Genomic DNA, 15,122 nt, shown 5'->3' on the forward strand with positions numbered 1-15,122 from the left:
AAAAGAGCGGACATGAGCGCATCACAACCGGACCAGACGGAACGGCACCCCGACCACACCAGGCCTGCCCGGTACTGGAGCGGCGCACTTGGCCATGCCGGCCAGCGCTCTGCCCAGATCCTGCTGATCCTGCTGCTGGTATCCGTCGCCGTGTACGGGCTGATGCAGATCACCCTGGTGGTGATCCCGGTGCTGCTGGCCCTGATCCTGGGTGCGGCTATTGCCCCGTTCGTCAACTGGCTGCGGCGGAAGGGCTGGCCCAGTGCCTTGGCCACAGGCCTTTCCTTCCTGCTCCTGCTGGCCGTCTTCGGCGGACTGATCACCGGGATTGTCTTCGCCATCCGCAGCGAATGGTCCTCCCTGGTGGACCAGGCCGTGCAGGGCTTCGAAAAGCTCTATGACTTTGTGGAGAACGGGCCGCTGCCCATAGATGACAACATGCTGCGCAGCGCGCGTGACAGTGCCATTGACTTCGCCACCAGCAGCACCGTCAGCAACGGCGCGCTTGCAGGCCTCTCCGCAGCCACGTCCTTCGCCACCGGTTTCCTGCTGATGGCCGTGGTGCTGTTCTACTTCCTCAAGGACGGGGACCGCATTTGGGCCTTCTTCCTGCGGCTGTTCCCGGACGACCGGCGGGACAAAGCCCGTTTGTCCGGCTTCCGGGTCATGGAAGTGCTGGGCGGCTACATCCGCGGAACCGCCATCGTGGCGATGGTTGACGCCGTGTGCATCGGTGCGGCCCTGTTCTTCCTGGGTGTGCCGCTGGCCCTGCCCTTGACCGTCATTGTTTTTGTCGGGTCGTTCATTCCGCTGGTCGGTGCCACGGCGGCCGGTGTCTTTGCCGCGTTGATTGCCCTGGTGGCCAACGGTCCCGTGGTCGCCCTGATTGTGGTGATCGTGATCATCCTGGTGAACCAGCTGGAAGGCAACTTCCTCCAGCCCGTGGTGATGGGCAAGTCGCTGAGCATCCATGCCCTGGTCATCCTGCTGGCGCTGACCGCCGGCACCATCCTCGCCGGCATCATCGGTGCCATCCTGGCTGTCCCCATCGCCGCCGTGGGCTGGGCCGTTATCAAGGTGTGGACGGGGGAGGACACCGGCGAGGACATCGAAGAGGCCGGTGAGATCCCAAACCCGGAGGACCAGCCCGAAATGGAATCGGCCGAAAAGCACTGACCCCGGAAAGGATCCGCGCCGACCATGAAGGCCCTGCCTGTAGAACCGAGCAACGCACCGGTGGCCATCGGCGTGCGGATCCGTTCCGCCCGCCAGGCGCGGAGGATGACCATCGGGCAGGTGGCTGAGGCCACCGGCCTGACCAAGGGATTCCTCAGCCGGGTGGAGCGGGACCTCACCTCGCCGTCCGTCGCGTCACTGCTCACCCTGTGCCAGGTGCTGTCCATCTCCATCGGCGAACTGTTTTCCGCGCCGGAGACCCACGTGACCCGCTGGGACGATGCCCCGAAGATTCACTTGGGCGGGGAGGGCATTGAGGAACGGCTGCTCACCGCGCGCACCGAGCGCCGGGTGCAGATAGTGCGCTCCGTCATTGAACCGGGCGGTTCCGGGGAGGCGGACCTCTACTCGGTGGACTGCGACGTCGAGGTGCTGCACGTGGTCCAGGGCACCTTCGAACTCATCCTGGGGCACGAGTCCATGGAACTGGGCACGGGCGACACCGTGACGTTCCCCGGGCGCGAGCCGCATTCCTGGCGCAACCCGTCCCGGGAAGAAACCGTTGTGCTCTGGACCCTGGTCAGCCCCGGCGGTTCCTAGGCGCTGACAGCGGTGCTCTCGGCGGTCCCGGTCAGGTCCTCGAGGTATTCGACGGCGCCGCTTAGGTCCCGGCCTGCGGAACGGTAGCCCACATAGCCGTCGGGGCGGACCACGAGCAGTTCGGCCCGGCGCGGGCTGAGGCCCAGGCGGTGGAACGCCAGCCCGCTGACATCCTTGATGATGCCGGCGTCGTCCGCAATCAGGCTGCTGCCGGCGGTGAGCTGCCGGACGTTCAGCAGGCCCGCGAGCTGCGGCAGGGCAGCGGCGAGCCGCGCCGGTGCGTCCTGCGGCCAGCCGGGCCCGCAGAGGAGCACGGAGAAGCCGGGCGTGGCCAGGAGGTCCTGCAGCCGGCGCTCCCGGTCCTGGTGGATGACGTCGGCGTCGGGCAGCCGGTCACCGGGGCGGGGTCCGCGGGACAGTGCTGCCGGGAACCGTGAGGCTCCGGAGTCCACCACGCTGCTGCCGCGGTAGTTGACATTCAGCTGGGACATGGAGCGGAAGAGGCGGGAGCGCAGCCCGTCCCAGGCCATGGCCTTGGGGGCGACGGCGGGCAGCAGCTTGGTGCGGGGGAGCTTCTTCAGGCCGTTGCGGCTGGTGGCCAGCTTGAAAACGCGGTCCGTGGTGGAAACGACTTCCTGGCCTACGGGCCGCCGCTCGGCGTGGTAGCTGTCGATCAGCTCTTCGCTGGCCAGTCCGCGGGCACCCAGTGCGAGCTTCCAACCCAGGTTCAGGGCGTCCTGGATGCCGGTGTTCATGCCCTGCGCGGCCACGGGGGAGTGGACGTGTGCGGCGTCGCCGGCCAGGAACACGGAGCCCCGCTGGAAGTATTCCGCCATCTGGTGCGACAGCCGGAAAGTGCTGATCCACTTCGGATCGCGGACGGTCAGCTGTCCGTGCGTGAAGGTGTCCGCCATGCCCTGGAGGGTTTCAAGCGTTGCCGGACGATGCGGCGGCTTGATGCCGATCATCCGCCAGGTGGCCGGTCCGCCGAGCGGGAACAGGAACAGGAAACCGTCTTCGGTGGGGTAGGAATGCACCGTTTCGGGTTCGGCGCCGTCAATTTCGACATCGGCCAGGATGAAGGTGTCGGGGTAAGCCCCGCCGCGCCAATCCATGCCGGCCTTGGCACGGACGGTGCTGTCGGCCCCGTCTGCGCCGACAACGTAGCGCGCACGGATGCGTTCGATTCCGCGGTCCATCCGCTGGATCTTGGCTTCCATGCCGGCAAAGGGATCCTCGGGGTCCAGCCGCTCCAGGTCCTGCAGTTCCGCTCCGCGTTCAATCCGTACGCGGCGGGAGAGCAGGTACTGCGTCAGGATGCGTTCGGTTTCCGTCTGGGACAGGAACAGCAGCTGCTGGAAAGCAGTATCGTCCATGCCGGTGTCGAACAGGTCCACTTCCAGCGTTTCCTCGGGCAGGTGCAAGTGCAGCTGCCGGGCGGGACGGCCGGCTGCCGCCAGTTCAGCGCTGACGCCGAAGGGCCGCAGTGCCTCCAGCGTGCGGGGCTGGATGGCGATGGCACGGGATTCGGTGCCCGGGCTCTGCCGCCGGTCAATGATGCGGAAGCTCGCGCCGAAGGCGCTGAGTTGGGCGGCGAGCGCCAGCCCCGTGGGGCCCGCGCCCACAATCAGGACGTCGACGTCGTAGTTCGGGTCTGCGCTGTTATCGTGGGCCGCCATGCCTTCAGCCTAGTCTTGACCGCGAGCGCAGTTCCACTTTAGCCTTTTGGTAAACATTTGATTACCTGCAGATAACCGCGGGTAACCGCCGCACACAACCGCCGCACACCACCACCGCACCGGGGCAAGGACGCCCCGGGGATCCCGGAGACACCCATGGATGAGCTTCCCCGCGTCAGCGCCAACGGCAACACCGGGCCGGTGGACGCGGCGCGGATCCCCCGGTATGCCGGAGCGGCGACCTTCGCCCGCCTGCCGCGCCTGGACCAGGTGGACCGTGCCGAGGTGGCCGTGGTGGGGGTTCCCTTCGACAGCGGGGTGTCCTACCGGCCGGGGGCGCGTTTCGGCGCCAACCACGTCCGGGAGGCCAGCCGCCTGCTGCGCCCCTATCACCCGGGGCTGGATGCCTCGCCGTTCGCGAACCTGCAGGTGGCCGACGCCGGCGACATGGCCGTGAATCCCTTTGACATCAACGAGGCCATCGAAACCATCCAGCAGCACGCGCTGGACCTGACGGCGTCCGGAAGCAGGCTGCTGACCCTGGGCGGTGACCACACCATTGCCCTGCCGCTGCTGCGTGCAGCATCCGAACGCGCGGGGCAGCCGGTGGCGCTGCTGCACTTTGATGCCCATCTGGACACCTGGGACACCTACTTCGGCGCCGAATACACCCACGGAACGCCGTTCCGCCGGGCGGTGGAGGAAGGCATCCTGGACACCGAGGCAATATCCCATGTGGGCACCCGCGGGCCGCTCTACGGCAAAAAGGACCTTGAGGAGGACCGCCGGTTCGGGTTCGGCATTGTGACCTCTTCGGATGTTTTCCGGCAGGGGGTGGATGAGGTGGTGGACAGGTTGCGCAGCCGCATCGGCTCCCGTCCGCTGTACGTGTCCGTGGACATTGACGTCTTGGACCCGGCCCACGCGCCGGGCACCGGCACTCCGGAAGCCGGCGGCATCACCAGCCGGGAACTGCTGGAGATCCTGCGCGGACTGCGCGGCCTGAACCTGGTGGGCGCCGACGTCGTCGAAGTAGCTCCCGCCTACGACCACGCCGACATTACGGCGGTGGCCGCCTCGCACGTGGCCTATGACCTGATCACCCTGATGGGACTGTCCGCATGAGCGCCGACGCTGCCGCCAACCCTTCCGCTGCATCCTCCGCACCCGTGCGCAACGGCGGGGACCTGGTGGTGGAAACCCTTGAAGCACTCGGTGCCACTACGGTCTTCGGGATCCCCGGCCAGCACGCCCTGGGCCTCTTTGACGCGCTGTCCCGCTCCCGGCTGGAGTTCATCTCCTCCCGGGTGGAGAACAATTCGGCGTTCGCCGCCGACGGCTTTTCCCGGGCCACCGGGCAGGTGGGGGTGCTGTTCCTCTCCACCGGGCCGGGCGCGCTGACCTCCCTGGCCGGGCTCCAGGAAGCCTATGCCACCGGTGTGCCGATGATCGTGGTGGCCAGCCAGCTTCCCATTGACGGCCTGGGTGCCCGCCGTCGCGGCATGCTGCACCAGCTTGATGACCAGAAGGCATCGGCCGCCAACGTCACCAAGAGCCAGCGGCTGATCCAGCACGCCTCCGGCATCCCGTCCGCTATCCAGGATGCGTGGACCGAGGCCATTTCCGCACCGATGGGTCCGGTGTGGATCGAGGTGCCGCAGAACGTGCTGCTGAATCCGGTGATGGTTCCGGCCGTGGAAGATGCGCTGGCCGAGCCGTTCGACAACCCGCCGCGCAGCGAGCTGGTGAAGGAGGCTGTCCGCTGGCTCGGTGTTGCCCGGCGTCCGGCAGTTATTGCCGGCGGCGGCGTGCGCCGCAGCGGCGCCGAAGCCCAGCTGCTCTCCATTGCCGGGAAACTCCATGCCCCGGTGATCTGCACCCCCGGCGGCAACGGAGCCTTCCCCTGGAACCATCCGCTGTCGCTGCAGTCCTGGGTGGAGGACCGGCACACGACGGACGTGCTGGAGGACGCCGACGTCCTCCTGGTCATCGGTTCCTCCCTGGGCGAGGTGACCTCCAACTACTTCACCATGGCTCCGCGTGGCCGGATCATCCAGATTGACGCCGAGCCCCGGGTGCTGGAGTCCAACCGGCCGGCACTGGGTATCCGGGCCGACGCGCGGCAAGCACTTCAAGCACTGGACCAGGCGCTGCCGCAGGCCGCCGTCCTGCCGGACTGGCACGGCCAGGCGGCAGAGGACCTGGTGGCCGAAACCCTGGCGCGGGTGCAGTCGAGGCTGGACAGCCAGGACCTGGACATGGAGCGGCAGTTCATGGCAGATATCCGGGCGGCCGTACCCGAGACGATGCAGACCTACTGGGACATGACCATTTCCGCCTACTGGGCCTGGAGCTGCTGGGACGCTAAGGCCGGGGCCTTCCACTCCGCCCAGGGTGCCGGCGGGCTGGGCTACGGCTTTCCGGGGGCAATTGGCGGAGCCGTGGGGCTCGGGGAACGGGTCCTGGCAGTATCCGGGGACGGGTCGGCCATGTACTCAATCGCGGAACTGGCTACCGCCCGGCAGCATCACCTGCCGGTGACCTGGCTGATCGTGGACGACGGCGGCTACGGCATCCTGCGCGAATACATGGAGGATGCCTTCGGCAAGGCCACCGCCACGGAGCTGGCCGGGCCCGACTTCGTCAAGCTGGCCGAATCGTTCGGCGTCCCGGCCCGCCGTTGCGCTCCCGGCGGAATCCGTACGGCCCTGGAAGAATCTTTCGCTGCGGAAGGCCCCAACGTGGTGGTGGTGGAGGCGCGGATAGGCCTCTTTGCTCCCACCCACCTCTGACATGACACAAAGCGGTTTAGTTAGTTGACCTAGGTAAACAATGTTCGTATAGTTGCCTAGGTCAACTATCAATATTGTTTCGGAGGCGGCCTGCTTTGCCCGTACAGCAACACACGGCAGAAGAGCTGGTTCGCAGTGTTTTTGCCCTCCAGCGTTCGCTGCGGGCCCTCACCCACCACAGCATCCTCGACGGCGGTCCCGGCATCGCACTGCAGGGCGTCATGCGGATGATCGGCGAAGACGGTGAGCTGCGCGCCACTGAACTGGCCGCGAAACTGGGAATCGGCGCCGCTGGACTGAGCCGGCATGTCGCCGAACTCGAGGAGCTCGGGTACGTCCACCGCCGCCCCCATCCGCAGGATCGCCGGGCCAACCTGATCCGCCTCTCCGAACTGGGGGAGTCCGTCCTCGCCCAGTCCCTCAACCGGCGGGCCGCCGTCCTGCAGCAGACGCTGTCGGAGTGGTCCGAGGAACAGGCCCAGCTGGCCTCCGAGTCCATCGGGGCGCTCTCCGAATCCCTCCTTACCTCCATCCGTACGGCCGCGCCGGGCACCACCGGCCCCGCCGTCGGAACCTCCACACACCTATCTCCGCAGGAGCAAGCAACTAAGTGAGCGAAACAAAAACCGCCCGGAAGAAACACGTCCCCGGGGAAATGAGCCACCGCCAGATCCTCCAGGCCCTCACCGGCCTGCTCGCCGCACTGTTCACGGCGATGCTGAGCACCACCATCGTGGCCAACGCGCTGCCCACCATCATGGGCGAGCTGCACGGCACCCAGACCGACTTCGCCTGGGTCGTCACCGCCGCACTGCTGGCCAACGCGGTCAGCACACCCATCTGGGGCAAGCTCGCTGACCTGTTCAACAAAAAAGTACTGGTGCAGCTGAGCATCATCGTCTTCGTGGCCGGCTCCGTGCTGGCAGGGTTCTCCGAATCCATGCCGCTGCTGCTCACCGCGCGGGTGATCCAGGGCCTGGGCATGGGCGGCCTGACTGCCCTGGCGCAGGCGATCATCGGCTCAATCATCCCGCCGCGCGAGCGCGGCCGGTACTCCGGGTACATGGGTGCGGTCATGGCCGTCGCCACCGCCGGCGGCCCGCTGCTGGGCGGCTTCATCGTAGACAGCCCGCTGGGCTGGCGCTGGACCTTCTTCCTCTGCGTCCCGCTCGCCGTCATCGCGCTGATCCTGCTCCAGTTCACCCTGCGCCTGGAACACGTGCGCCGTCCGGCCCGGATCGACTGGCTCGGATCCATCCTGCTCACCGCCGGCGTCTCCCTGCTGCTGATCTGGGTTTCGTTTGCCGGCAAGGAGGACTACTACGAGTGGGCCTCCTGGGAAACCGCCGCCATGGTGGGCGGCTCCGTGATCCTGCTGGCACTGCTGGTCCTGGTGGAGTCCAAGGTTTCCGAACCCATCATCCCGCTCAAGATCATCAGCCAGCGCACCACCGCGCTGGCCATCCTGGCCTCCGTGGCCGTGGGTATCGCCATGTTCGGTTCCACCACCTTCCTGGGCCAGTACTTCCAGTTGGCCCGCGGCTTCAGCCCCACCGAAGCCGGACTGCTGATGCTGCCCATGATCGCGGGCAACCTGCTCGGATCGGTCGGTTCCGGCCTGCTGATCACCCGCTTCGGTAAGTGGAAGCGCTTCCTGGTCATCGGCACCATCCTGGTCATCATCGGCACGGCGCTGGCCGGCACCATCGACCATGAAACCCAGATGGTCCTGGTCAGCCTGTTTATCTTCGTCCTCGGTGTGGGCATGGGCCTGCTGATGCAGAACCTGGTCCTTGCAGTCCAGAACACCGTCAAGGTCACGGAGGTTGGCTCGGCCAGCGCCTCCATCGCCTTCTTCCGCACCGTCGGCGGCGCCATCGGCGTTTCCGTGCTGGGTGCCGTGCTCTCCAGCTCGGTCAGCCGCCGGGTGAGCGAGGAACTGACCAACGCCGGCATCCCGACCAGCGGGGGCACCACCGCCACGCTGGACCTTGCCCAGCTGCCGCCGCAGATCCAGGAATTCTTCCGCATCGCATATGCCGAGGGCACCGCGGACATCTTCCGGATTGCCGCTGTAGTCTCCGTGGTTGCGCTGGTGGCCGTGCTGTTCATCAAGGAGCAGGCCCTGCGCCGTACCCTGGACGTCAAGCCGACCACCGGCAACCCGGTGGAACCGGGCCTCACCGGCGGTACGGAAATACTCCAGACCGGGGCCATGTCCGCCGTGCAGGCTGACGATGTCCAGGCCAAGGACACCATGGCAACGGACGCCCCCGCGGAGGATGCCGCAACCCGGAAGTAACTCCCGCGGCACCTACTGCATGGTGAAACGCCGTGCCACCGCGTTGCCCAGCGCCGGGACCTGGAACACCCGTTCCAGCCCGGCGTTGCGCATTGCCAGCACAGGTGCCGGCAGCGGCCGGCCCAGGACCATGTTGGTCCGGGCCTGCGCGGAGGCAATCACCGCGTCGCGCCGCCGGCGCCGTTCAAACTCCCGCAGCTCCGCTCCCACCGGCCGGCCGCGCAGGGACGCGGCAATCAGCGGGGCCAGGGCGGCGGCGTCGAGCCAGCCCAGGTTCATGCCCTGCCCGCCGATGGGACTGATCTGGTGGGCGGCATCGCCCACCAGCACGGTCCGGCCGCGGACCAGCCGGCCCGCCCTGCCGATGCGCACGTCGAAGGCACTGAGCATCGAGTTGGCCCCGGCATCCAGCCGGTATCCGGTGCGGCGCAGAACCACGGCGGCCAGCATTTCGGCCGTGGCACCGCGCTGCAGGCAGTCGGTGTGGGCCACCCACCGGCGCAGCCCGCCGGGCAGGGGAAAGGATTCCACGATTCCCTCCGGCTCCAGATACAGCACTCCCAGCGGCCCGTCACCGGTGTGGTCCGGAAAGTCGCCCATCAAATAGGTATCGGCAAGCTGCCGGGAGGACCAGCGCGTGCCAAGCGCGGTGCGGACGGCGGACCGGGCGCCGTCGGCCGCCACCAGCAGGGATGCCCGCGTGTTGAACGGCTTCCCGCCGGAGCGGCCGCAGACCCGGACGCAGCATCCGTCGTCGGTAAAGGACTCCACCCGCGCGCCGCGTACCAGCGCCGTTGGGTCCAGGGCGCGCAGGCGTTCCTCGAGCAGCTCCTCGGTGCGGATCTGCGGCAGCGTCAGGACAAACGGATACTGTGCCGAAGCGGCGGCGAAATCCAGCCGGGCAACCGTCCGGCCCGCGCTGCGGGCCTCACCGTGGGTGATCCGTACGCCTTCGGCGGTCATGGCATCGGCGATTCCGGCCAGGGCGAGGGACGCCAGGGCCGGCGGGTGGACACCGATGGCACGCGAATGCCGGCTGCGCCCGGTCCGCTGTTCGAGTACCTGGACGGTGATGCCCGCCTGCAGCAGCAGGACAGCCAAATAGGCTCCCACCGGTCCGCCGCCCACAATAACGACGTCGGATGCCGCCCGGGGAACGTGTGCTGCGGTCGCCTGCGGCGCCGGGGCGGGGGAGAGCTGGTGCACCGTGATCAGGACTCCCTGGCCAGCGCCGGGATCCGGGACAGCGGCGGATGGACCAGCAGGTTCTGCCACGGCCGGTGCTGCACGCCCTGCCAGCCGGCCGGAGTTACCTCCGCCAGTTCCGCCGCCGTGAAACTGCGCCGGATGGAGGTCAGCCCGTCCCGGCGGATGAATGAGCCGGGGAAAAACGGCCAGGTCCCCACCGAAAACAGCACGTACGCCCACCGGCTGCGCTCAATGTCGCTGTGCAGAATCAGCCTGGTGGCGAGTTTTTCCGAATCGGCCAGCAGGGCCTCCAGTTCCCCCGCGCCGAGGTGATGGAGCATGTGGTTGGAGATCACGACGTCGTAGGACCGGCCTTCCGCAACCAGGTCGGAGCTGAATGCCTGCCGGTAGGTGAGCCCCGGCACCGGGGGGCGGGCCGAGGCGAAGGCGTGCGCCCGCGGATCCGGGTCGATCGCCGTGATGTCCAGCGCGAAGCCGTCCCGGCGCGCCCAGCGGGCAAGGCAGCGGGGCACGTCCCCGCCGCCGGAACCGATATCCAGCAAACTCCCGCCGCCGCTCTCCCGGAACAGCGGGCGCAGGTACCGGACGTAGTTGCGCCGCCATCCCGATACAACGGCGTTGATCAGCCAGAAGCGGGCGTAGGTGCGTTCCAATTGCCGGGGATCGGCGTCGGGCCGGTCCATTTCTTCCACGGCATCCACGGCGCGTTCAGCCAGCGACGGGAGCACACCCGTCATGCAGGGACGCCTACCGCCGGCTGCTCAGCGCGTTCTCCGGCCACCGCTGCCGCCGGCTGGACCGGCACGCCGACCCGGGTGAACAATCCTGTTTCCACGGTCAGGCCCGGGCCGAAGGCCATGGAACAAATCCGCTCGTTGCCACCTGCAGAGGGCAGATCCAGGATGCGTTTGAGGACAAACAGCACCGTAGCGCTGCTCATGTTGCCCACTGTGCGCAGCGTTTCCCGAGCCGGGAACAGCTGTTCCTCGCTCAGTTCGAGCTTGGCCTCCACCTTGTCCAGGATGCTGCGGCCACCGGGATGGATGGCCCAGTGCTCGATCTCCCGGTACGGCAGCGTTCCCAACGAATCGTCGTGGGCGAGCAGCGGGTCAAGGGCGCCGACAATGTGGTCGTCGATGATGTGCGGAACATAGGTGCCCAGCACCATCTCGAAGCCTTCGTCGCCGATGTTCCAGGCCATGGCTTCCTCACCCACCGGGGTAAGGATGGTCTCGAAATGGTCCAGTTGGATGCCGGGGCCCTCGGGCAGGTCATCGCGGGCAGTGATCACCGCGGCGGCGGCGCCGTCGGCAAAGAGCGAGGACCCCATGATGGCATCGGGGTCATTGGAGGTGCGCACATGCAGGGAGCAGAGTTCGGCGCTGACTACCAGCACCACGGCGCCGGGATCGGCCTCGCAGAAGGACTTCGCGGCGCGCATGGCCGGGAACGCGGCATAGCAGCCCATAAAGCCCAGGTGGTATCGCTGGACGGAGGGGTCCAGCCCGAGCGCCCGGACCACTTTGTAGTCCGGGCCGGGGTTGAAGAACCCCGTGCAGGAGACGGTGATGACGTGCGTGATGTCCGCCGCCGTCACTCCCGGGGCGGCCGCCAAGGCCTTGGTTGCGGCCTCGATGAAAAGCTTGGTGGCCTGCACTGCGAAAATGTCGTTGCGGACCTTGGTGCTGGGCTTCAGCAGCAATCCGCTGCGGGCGTCGTAAAACACCGGATGCTCGGAGGTGTCGGTGAGGGACAGCTCGGCCAGTGCCGTGCGGCGGGTGTCGATGGCCGCGGAATCGAAGCAGGTGCGGACCAGCCGTTCACCCAGCCGGGTCAGGCCCGGCTGGGTGGCGAAGCAGTCACGGACTTCAGTCTGCACCAGCACAGTGGGGGGAATTGCAGTTTCCAAGGACCTGAGGGTAACCGTCATAGTCCATTCTTAGGGGACTGTGACCCGGCACACAATGGTTGGAGTGCTGCAAAGGTTGCCGTGGGCTACTGGTTTAGCGGCTGCAGCAGGTCCTTTTCCAGTACGAGGTCCATCGACAGGGTCTTGTAGCCCTCCGCTTCAAAAAGCACCGTGACGGTCTCATCCTCGTAACTCATCACGACGCCGGGACCCCACTCGGTGTGCGTCACCGGGGACTGCAGCGGGAACGGGAGGTCCGCCGCATCGTCCGGGGACAGCTCGGCCAGGTCTTCCGGGGCGACGTCCGCCGCGGCAGCGGCCTTTTCGCAGTTGTCGCAGTTCCCGCAGGGATCGGGCATATTCTCCCCGAAGTAGCCGAGCAGGAACTGGCGGCGGCAGCCCGAGGTCTCGGCTTACTGCCGGGCCATATCCACCCGCGACTGGTCGATGTTCTCGCGCCGTTCGGCGTACTCGGCGGCGGCGGATACCGCCTCGTCCGGGCTCATGGTGCCTGCCTTGTAGCCCTTTTTGCTGGCTGTGACGGCCCCGGCCTCGTACAGCAGGTTCAGCAGGCCAGCGAGTTTCCGCGCGCTGAGGTTCAGTGTTTCCCGCAGCCGGGCCTGGCTGATGGTGCCGTTCTGTGCCCGGAGCACCGCGAACAACTGCCGCAGGTCGTCGTCGCTGGGCCGGTTGCTGGCAAAGAAGCGACGCAGGCCCAGGTCCTCCGGCCGGTAGTGCAGGATGGCGGTGGCGGGTTTGCCGTCCCGTCCGCCCCGGCCGATTTCCTGGTAGTAGCTGTCCACCGAATCCGGGATCCCGGCGTGCACCACGTAGCGGACGTTGGGCTTGTCGATGCCCATGCCGAACGCCGTGGTGGCCACCACTACGTCCAGTTCGTCAGCCAGGAACCGGCGGTGGACGTCTTCCCGTTCCCCGGCCGGCCGGCCCGAATGGAAGGCCGCTGCCCGCAGGCCCGCCTTTTCCAGGTCCTCGGCGTATTGCTCGGCTTCCTTGCGCGTTGCCACGTACACCAGGCCGGGGTGTTCCAGGTCCGGAACACTGTCCACCACGGCGCGCCGTTTGTCCTCGGACTCCACGTGCATGCGAACCGCCAGGTGCAGGTTGGGCCGGTCAAAGCCCTGGGCTATCAGGAACGGGTCCTTCAGCTGCAGGACGCCGGCAATCTCGGTGCGCACCGGCGGAGCGGCGGTGGCGGTGAGGGCAACCACGGGTTTCCCGAGGGCCTGGACCAGGGCGCCGAGTTGGAGGTAGTCCGGCCGGAAATCATGGCCCCACGCAGAGACGCAGTGCGCCTCGTCGATGACCAGTAAGGACACATCCAGGCTCTTCAGGCGTTGTGCCACGTCCTCCTTGGCCACCTGTTCCGGCGCGAGGAACAGGAACTTGGCCCGCTGCTCCTCATTCGGGTCCTCAACCGCTGCCCACGCGTCGTTGATCTGGGCTTGGGACTGACCGGAGTTCACTACATACGCACGGGTGCGGCCCGCGGCAGCGTTAATGGCGTCTGCTTGGTCGCGCTGCAGTGCGACCAAGGGAGAAATAACGACGGCGACACCCGGCAGGGCAAGCGCCGGAACCTGGTAGACGGCGGATTTGCCGTGTCCGGTATGCATAACGCACAGGACATCCCTGCCCTGGGCTACGGCGGTCATGGCTTCGAGCTGCCCTTCGCGGGGCGTCTCCCAGCCGAAGACCTCCGAGGCTGTCCGGATCAGGGTTTCCCTGGTGACGTTCATGAATGACCCTTCAGCGAACCGAACCGGCCAAAGCCGGTATTCAACTTAGTAAGCTTACTGAGGACCGGAGGTGGATGCGATTCGTGCCCGCGGGCGGGACCACTGGAACCACTGGCGGCATAGGAGCACAACCAGCACCAGTTCCAGGACCGCACCGCCGTAGTACATCACCAGGGCGCCCTGTTCCGCCGCGGCCGCGCTCACGCCGGGCGGCGGATCGGCATAAATGCCCTTGGCCAGGATGTTGTGCGCGGCAATGGACAGGACCAGCACAATGGCCCGCAGCCGGTAGCCGGCCCGGTGCGGTGAGGGATCCCGGCCGATGATGGCGGCGGTAAACAGATACCCCGCAGCGAGCAGATGGAACGTCACCAGCCAGTGCACCGGCATGGACTCCTGCATGGCTTGCAGCAGCGGGGTGCGGAACATCAGGAACATTCCGCCGGTATTCAGCACGGCCGCGGTAACGGGGAAAGCCAGGAAGCGGACAAACCTGCTGCGCAGCAGCCGGGACAGCCGCCGGGCCGGAAAGACGTCAAGGCTGCGCAGCGCGAGCGTGAAGGGACGGGACAACACCAGCAGCAGCGGCGAGACCATCCCGGCCAGCAGGTGGGAGAAGCTGAGTATGGCGAAATCCGTATGCGCCAGTTCGGCCAGCGGGTTCAGCACGGTCACCAGGACCGCCCCCACGCCCAAGGTGAAGCACAGGGTCCGGTACCAGGGCCAGCTGCCTGAGCGCGGCGAGAGCGCTCCGGCCCAGTAGGCCACCAAGGCAGCAACCGCGGGGATAAAGAACAACGTCTCCGCGGCGAAGCCTCCGCCGTGGTTATGCATCGGCCGTGGTTTCTGCCGTGCCCGGGGGAACGGCGGGACGGGTGCGGTACGTCAGCCATGCGCCGGCGGCGATCAGCAGCACCGCCACCGAGTTCCACACGGTGTCATAGGCCAGCAGATCCACCTCGTACCGGATCTGGTGCAGGCCCATGAGTTTGTGCTGCACGGTGCCGTCATACAACTGGAAGGCTCCGGCGCCGAGCAGGACACCGCCAATCCAGCGCGGCCACAGGAGCTGGTGCCAGCGGCGGAGGTCGGCGAACAGGAACAACCCGGCCACCACGGCAAACCAGCCAAAGGCGTGGAACAGTCCGTCCGAGAACAGGCCCACCGAGGTGGTGGAGCGGTCATAGAAGTGGTGCCACTGCAGCAGTTGGTGGAAGACCACTTCATCCATGAAGGCAGCCAGCCCGATTCCAAACAGGAGACCGGAGACCAGATTGCGTGGGCGGGGAGACCTGCGGGTGTGGTGCTGCATTGCCATCTTTTGAACATAACACCGACCGGGCGGCGGCTGCAGGCGTGCGTGACAAGGCCGGTGCGCTGCGGCAAGGATGGATACCATGTGGATCGGCGCGCTGGAACTGGACCTGCTCCTGGGGGATGTGCATTCCCTCAAGGGCAAACGCTCGGTGGTGCGGCCCATCCTCGCTGAGCTGCGGCGGAAGTTTGACGTCTCCGCCGCGGAGGTCGGGTCGCTGGACCTGCACCGCCGCTCGGGTCTGGGTGTAAGTGTGGTGTCGGCGGACAGGTCGCATGTGGTGGAGGTGCTCGATGCCGCGGAGCGACTGGTGGCGGCCCGGCCGGAAGTGGAGCTGTTGAGCACCCGGCGCCGGCTCTTCACCGAAGAGGACTAACCGCCCC

At 67.2% G+C, this 15,122-nt stretch carries 15 protein-coding genes and 1 pseudogene; 7 read left to right on the forward strand and 9 right to left on the reverse strand.

Going from position 1 to position 15,122, the window contains the following annotated elements:
- Nucleotides 1-12: 12 nt before the first annotated feature.
- Nucleotides 13-1,176, forward strand: a complete 1,164-nt coding sequence (locus tag LJ754_RS11765; RefSeq protein ID WP_227913481.1) for an AI-2E family transporter — start codon at nucleotides 13-15, stop codon at nucleotides 1,174-1,176.
- A 24-nt stretch (nucleotides 1,177-1,200) separates the two neighbouring features.
- On the forward strand, nucleotides 1,201-1,776 hold the full coding sequence (locus LJ754_RS11770) for a helix-turn-helix domain-containing protein (protein ID WP_227926723.1): 576 nt from the start codon (nucleotides 1,201-1,203) through the stop codon (nucleotides 1,774-1,776).
- On the opposite strand, the gene LJ754_RS11775 is transcribed toward LJ754_RS11770, so the two are convergent.
- Nucleotides 1,773-3,455, reverse strand: a complete 1,683-nt coding sequence (locus LJ754_RS11775; RefSeq protein ID WP_227926724.1) for an FAD-dependent monooxygenase — start codon at nucleotides 3,453-3,455, stop codon at nucleotides 1,773-1,775. The genes LJ754_RS11770 and LJ754_RS11775 overlap by 4 nt on opposite strands.
- A gap of 156 nt (nucleotides 3,456-3,611) precedes the next feature.
- Here LJ754_RS11775 and speB point away from each other — a divergent pair, with 156 nt between their 5' ends.
- The 4 genes from speB to LJ754_RS11795 all read left to right on the forward strand — a co-directional run bounded on the left by speB (nucleotide 3,612) and on the right by LJ754_RS11795 (nucleotide 8,549).
- Entirely contained in the window at nucleotides 3,612-4,580 is a 969-nt protein-coding gene (gene speB, locus LJ754_RS11780) for an agmatinase (protein ID WP_227926725.1), read from the forward strand.
- Nucleotides 4,577-6,247 carry a thiamine pyrophosphate-binding protein gene (locus tag LJ754_RS11785; RefSeq protein ID WP_227926726.1) on the forward strand — a complete coding sequence of 557 codons (1,671 nt, stop codon included), beginning with the start codon at nucleotides 4,577-4,579 and terminating at the stop codon, nucleotides 6,245-6,247. Before speB ends, LJ754_RS11785 begins: the two co-directional genes overlap by 4 nt.
- 95 nt (nucleotides 6,248-6,342) lie before the next feature.
- Nucleotides 6,343-6,861 (forward strand): MarR family winged helix-turn-helix transcriptional regulator, encoded by a 519-nt coding sequence (locus tag LJ754_RS11790; protein WP_227926727.1) that lies wholly within the window; start codon nucleotides 6,343-6,345, stop codon nucleotides 6,859-6,861.
- Between the two features lie 41 nt (nucleotides 6,862-6,902).
- Entirely contained in the window at nucleotides 6,903-8,549 is a 1,647-nt protein-coding gene (locus tag LJ754_RS11795; RefSeq protein WP_231700795.1) for an MDR family MFS transporter, read from the forward strand.
- 12 nt (nucleotides 8,550-8,561) lie between these two features.
- On the opposite strand, the gene LJ754_RS11800 is transcribed toward LJ754_RS11795, so the two are convergent.
- The 8 genes and pseudogenes from LJ754_RS11800 to LJ754_RS11825 all read right to left on the reverse strand — a co-directional run bounded on the left by LJ754_RS11800 (nucleotide 8,562) and on the right by LJ754_RS11825 (nucleotide 14,742).
- Nucleotides 8,562-9,824 carry an FAD-dependent oxidoreductase gene (locus LJ754_RS11800; protein WP_227926729.1) on the reverse strand — a complete coding sequence of 421 codons (1,263 nt, stop codon included), beginning with the start codon at nucleotides 9,822-9,824 and terminating at the stop codon, nucleotides 8,562-8,564.
- On the reverse strand, nucleotides 9,761-10,495 hold the full coding sequence (locus tag LJ754_RS11805; RefSeq protein WP_227926730.1) for a class I SAM-dependent methyltransferase: 735 nt from the start codon (nucleotides 10,493-10,495) through the stop codon (nucleotides 9,761-9,763). The genes LJ754_RS11800 and LJ754_RS11805 overlap by 64 nt, the downstream gene beginning before the upstream one ends.
- Nucleotides 10,492-11,688, reverse strand: coding sequence for a type III polyketide synthase (locus LJ754_RS11810; protein ID WP_227913472.1), 1,197 nt, complete (start codon nucleotides 11,686-11,688; stop codon nucleotides 10,492-10,494). Before LJ754_RS11810 ends, LJ754_RS11805 begins: the two co-directional genes overlap by 4 nt.
- Before the next feature lie 65 nt (nucleotides 11,689-11,753).
- Nucleotides 11,754-12,026: a DUF3553 domain-containing protein gene (locus tag LJ754_RS16940; RefSeq protein WP_331461525.1), complete on the reverse strand. Its 273-nt coding sequence runs from the start codon at nucleotides 12,024-12,026 to the stop codon at nucleotides 11,754-11,756.
- Nucleotides 12,003-12,065 (reverse strand): annotated as a pseudogene (locus tag LJ754_RS16945) (RecQ family zinc-binding domain-containing protein); the annotation flags it as partial. The pseudogene LJ754_RS16945 and the gene LJ754_RS16940, both read right to left, overlap by 24 nt.
- A gap of 15 nt (nucleotides 12,066-12,080) precedes the next feature.
- Complete coding sequence (locus tag LJ754_RS11815) at nucleotides 12,081-13,424, reverse strand: RecQ family ATP-dependent DNA helicase (RefSeq protein ID WP_331461526.1); 1,344 nt, start codon at nucleotides 13,422-13,424, stop codon at nucleotides 12,081-12,083.
- Between the two features lie 54 nt (nucleotides 13,425-13,478).
- Entirely contained in the window at nucleotides 13,479-14,258 is a 780-nt protein-coding gene (locus LJ754_RS11820) for a cytochrome c oxidase assembly protein (RefSeq protein ID WP_227926731.1), read from the reverse strand.
- Nucleotides 14,251-14,742: a DUF2243 domain-containing protein gene (locus tag LJ754_RS11825; RefSeq protein ID WP_227926732.1), complete on the reverse strand. Its 492-nt coding sequence runs from the start codon at nucleotides 14,740-14,742 to the stop codon at nucleotides 14,251-14,253. Before LJ754_RS11825 ends, LJ754_RS11820 begins: the two co-directional genes overlap by 8 nt.
- Nucleotides 14,743-14,821: 79 nt before the next feature.
- Between LJ754_RS11825 and LJ754_RS11830 the strand changes: the two genes are divergently transcribed.
- Entirely contained in the window at nucleotides 14,822-15,115 is a 294-nt protein-coding gene (locus LJ754_RS11830; protein ID WP_227913468.1) for a DUF503 domain-containing protein, read from the forward strand.
- The last annotated feature ends 7 nt before the right edge of the window (nucleotides 15,116-15,122 follow it).

The sequence above is a fragment of the Arthrobacter sp. zg-Y40 genome, from assembly GCF_020731535.1.
Classification (GTDB): domain Bacteria; phylum Actinomycetota; class Actinomycetes; order Actinomycetales; family Micrococcaceae; genus Arthrobacter_B.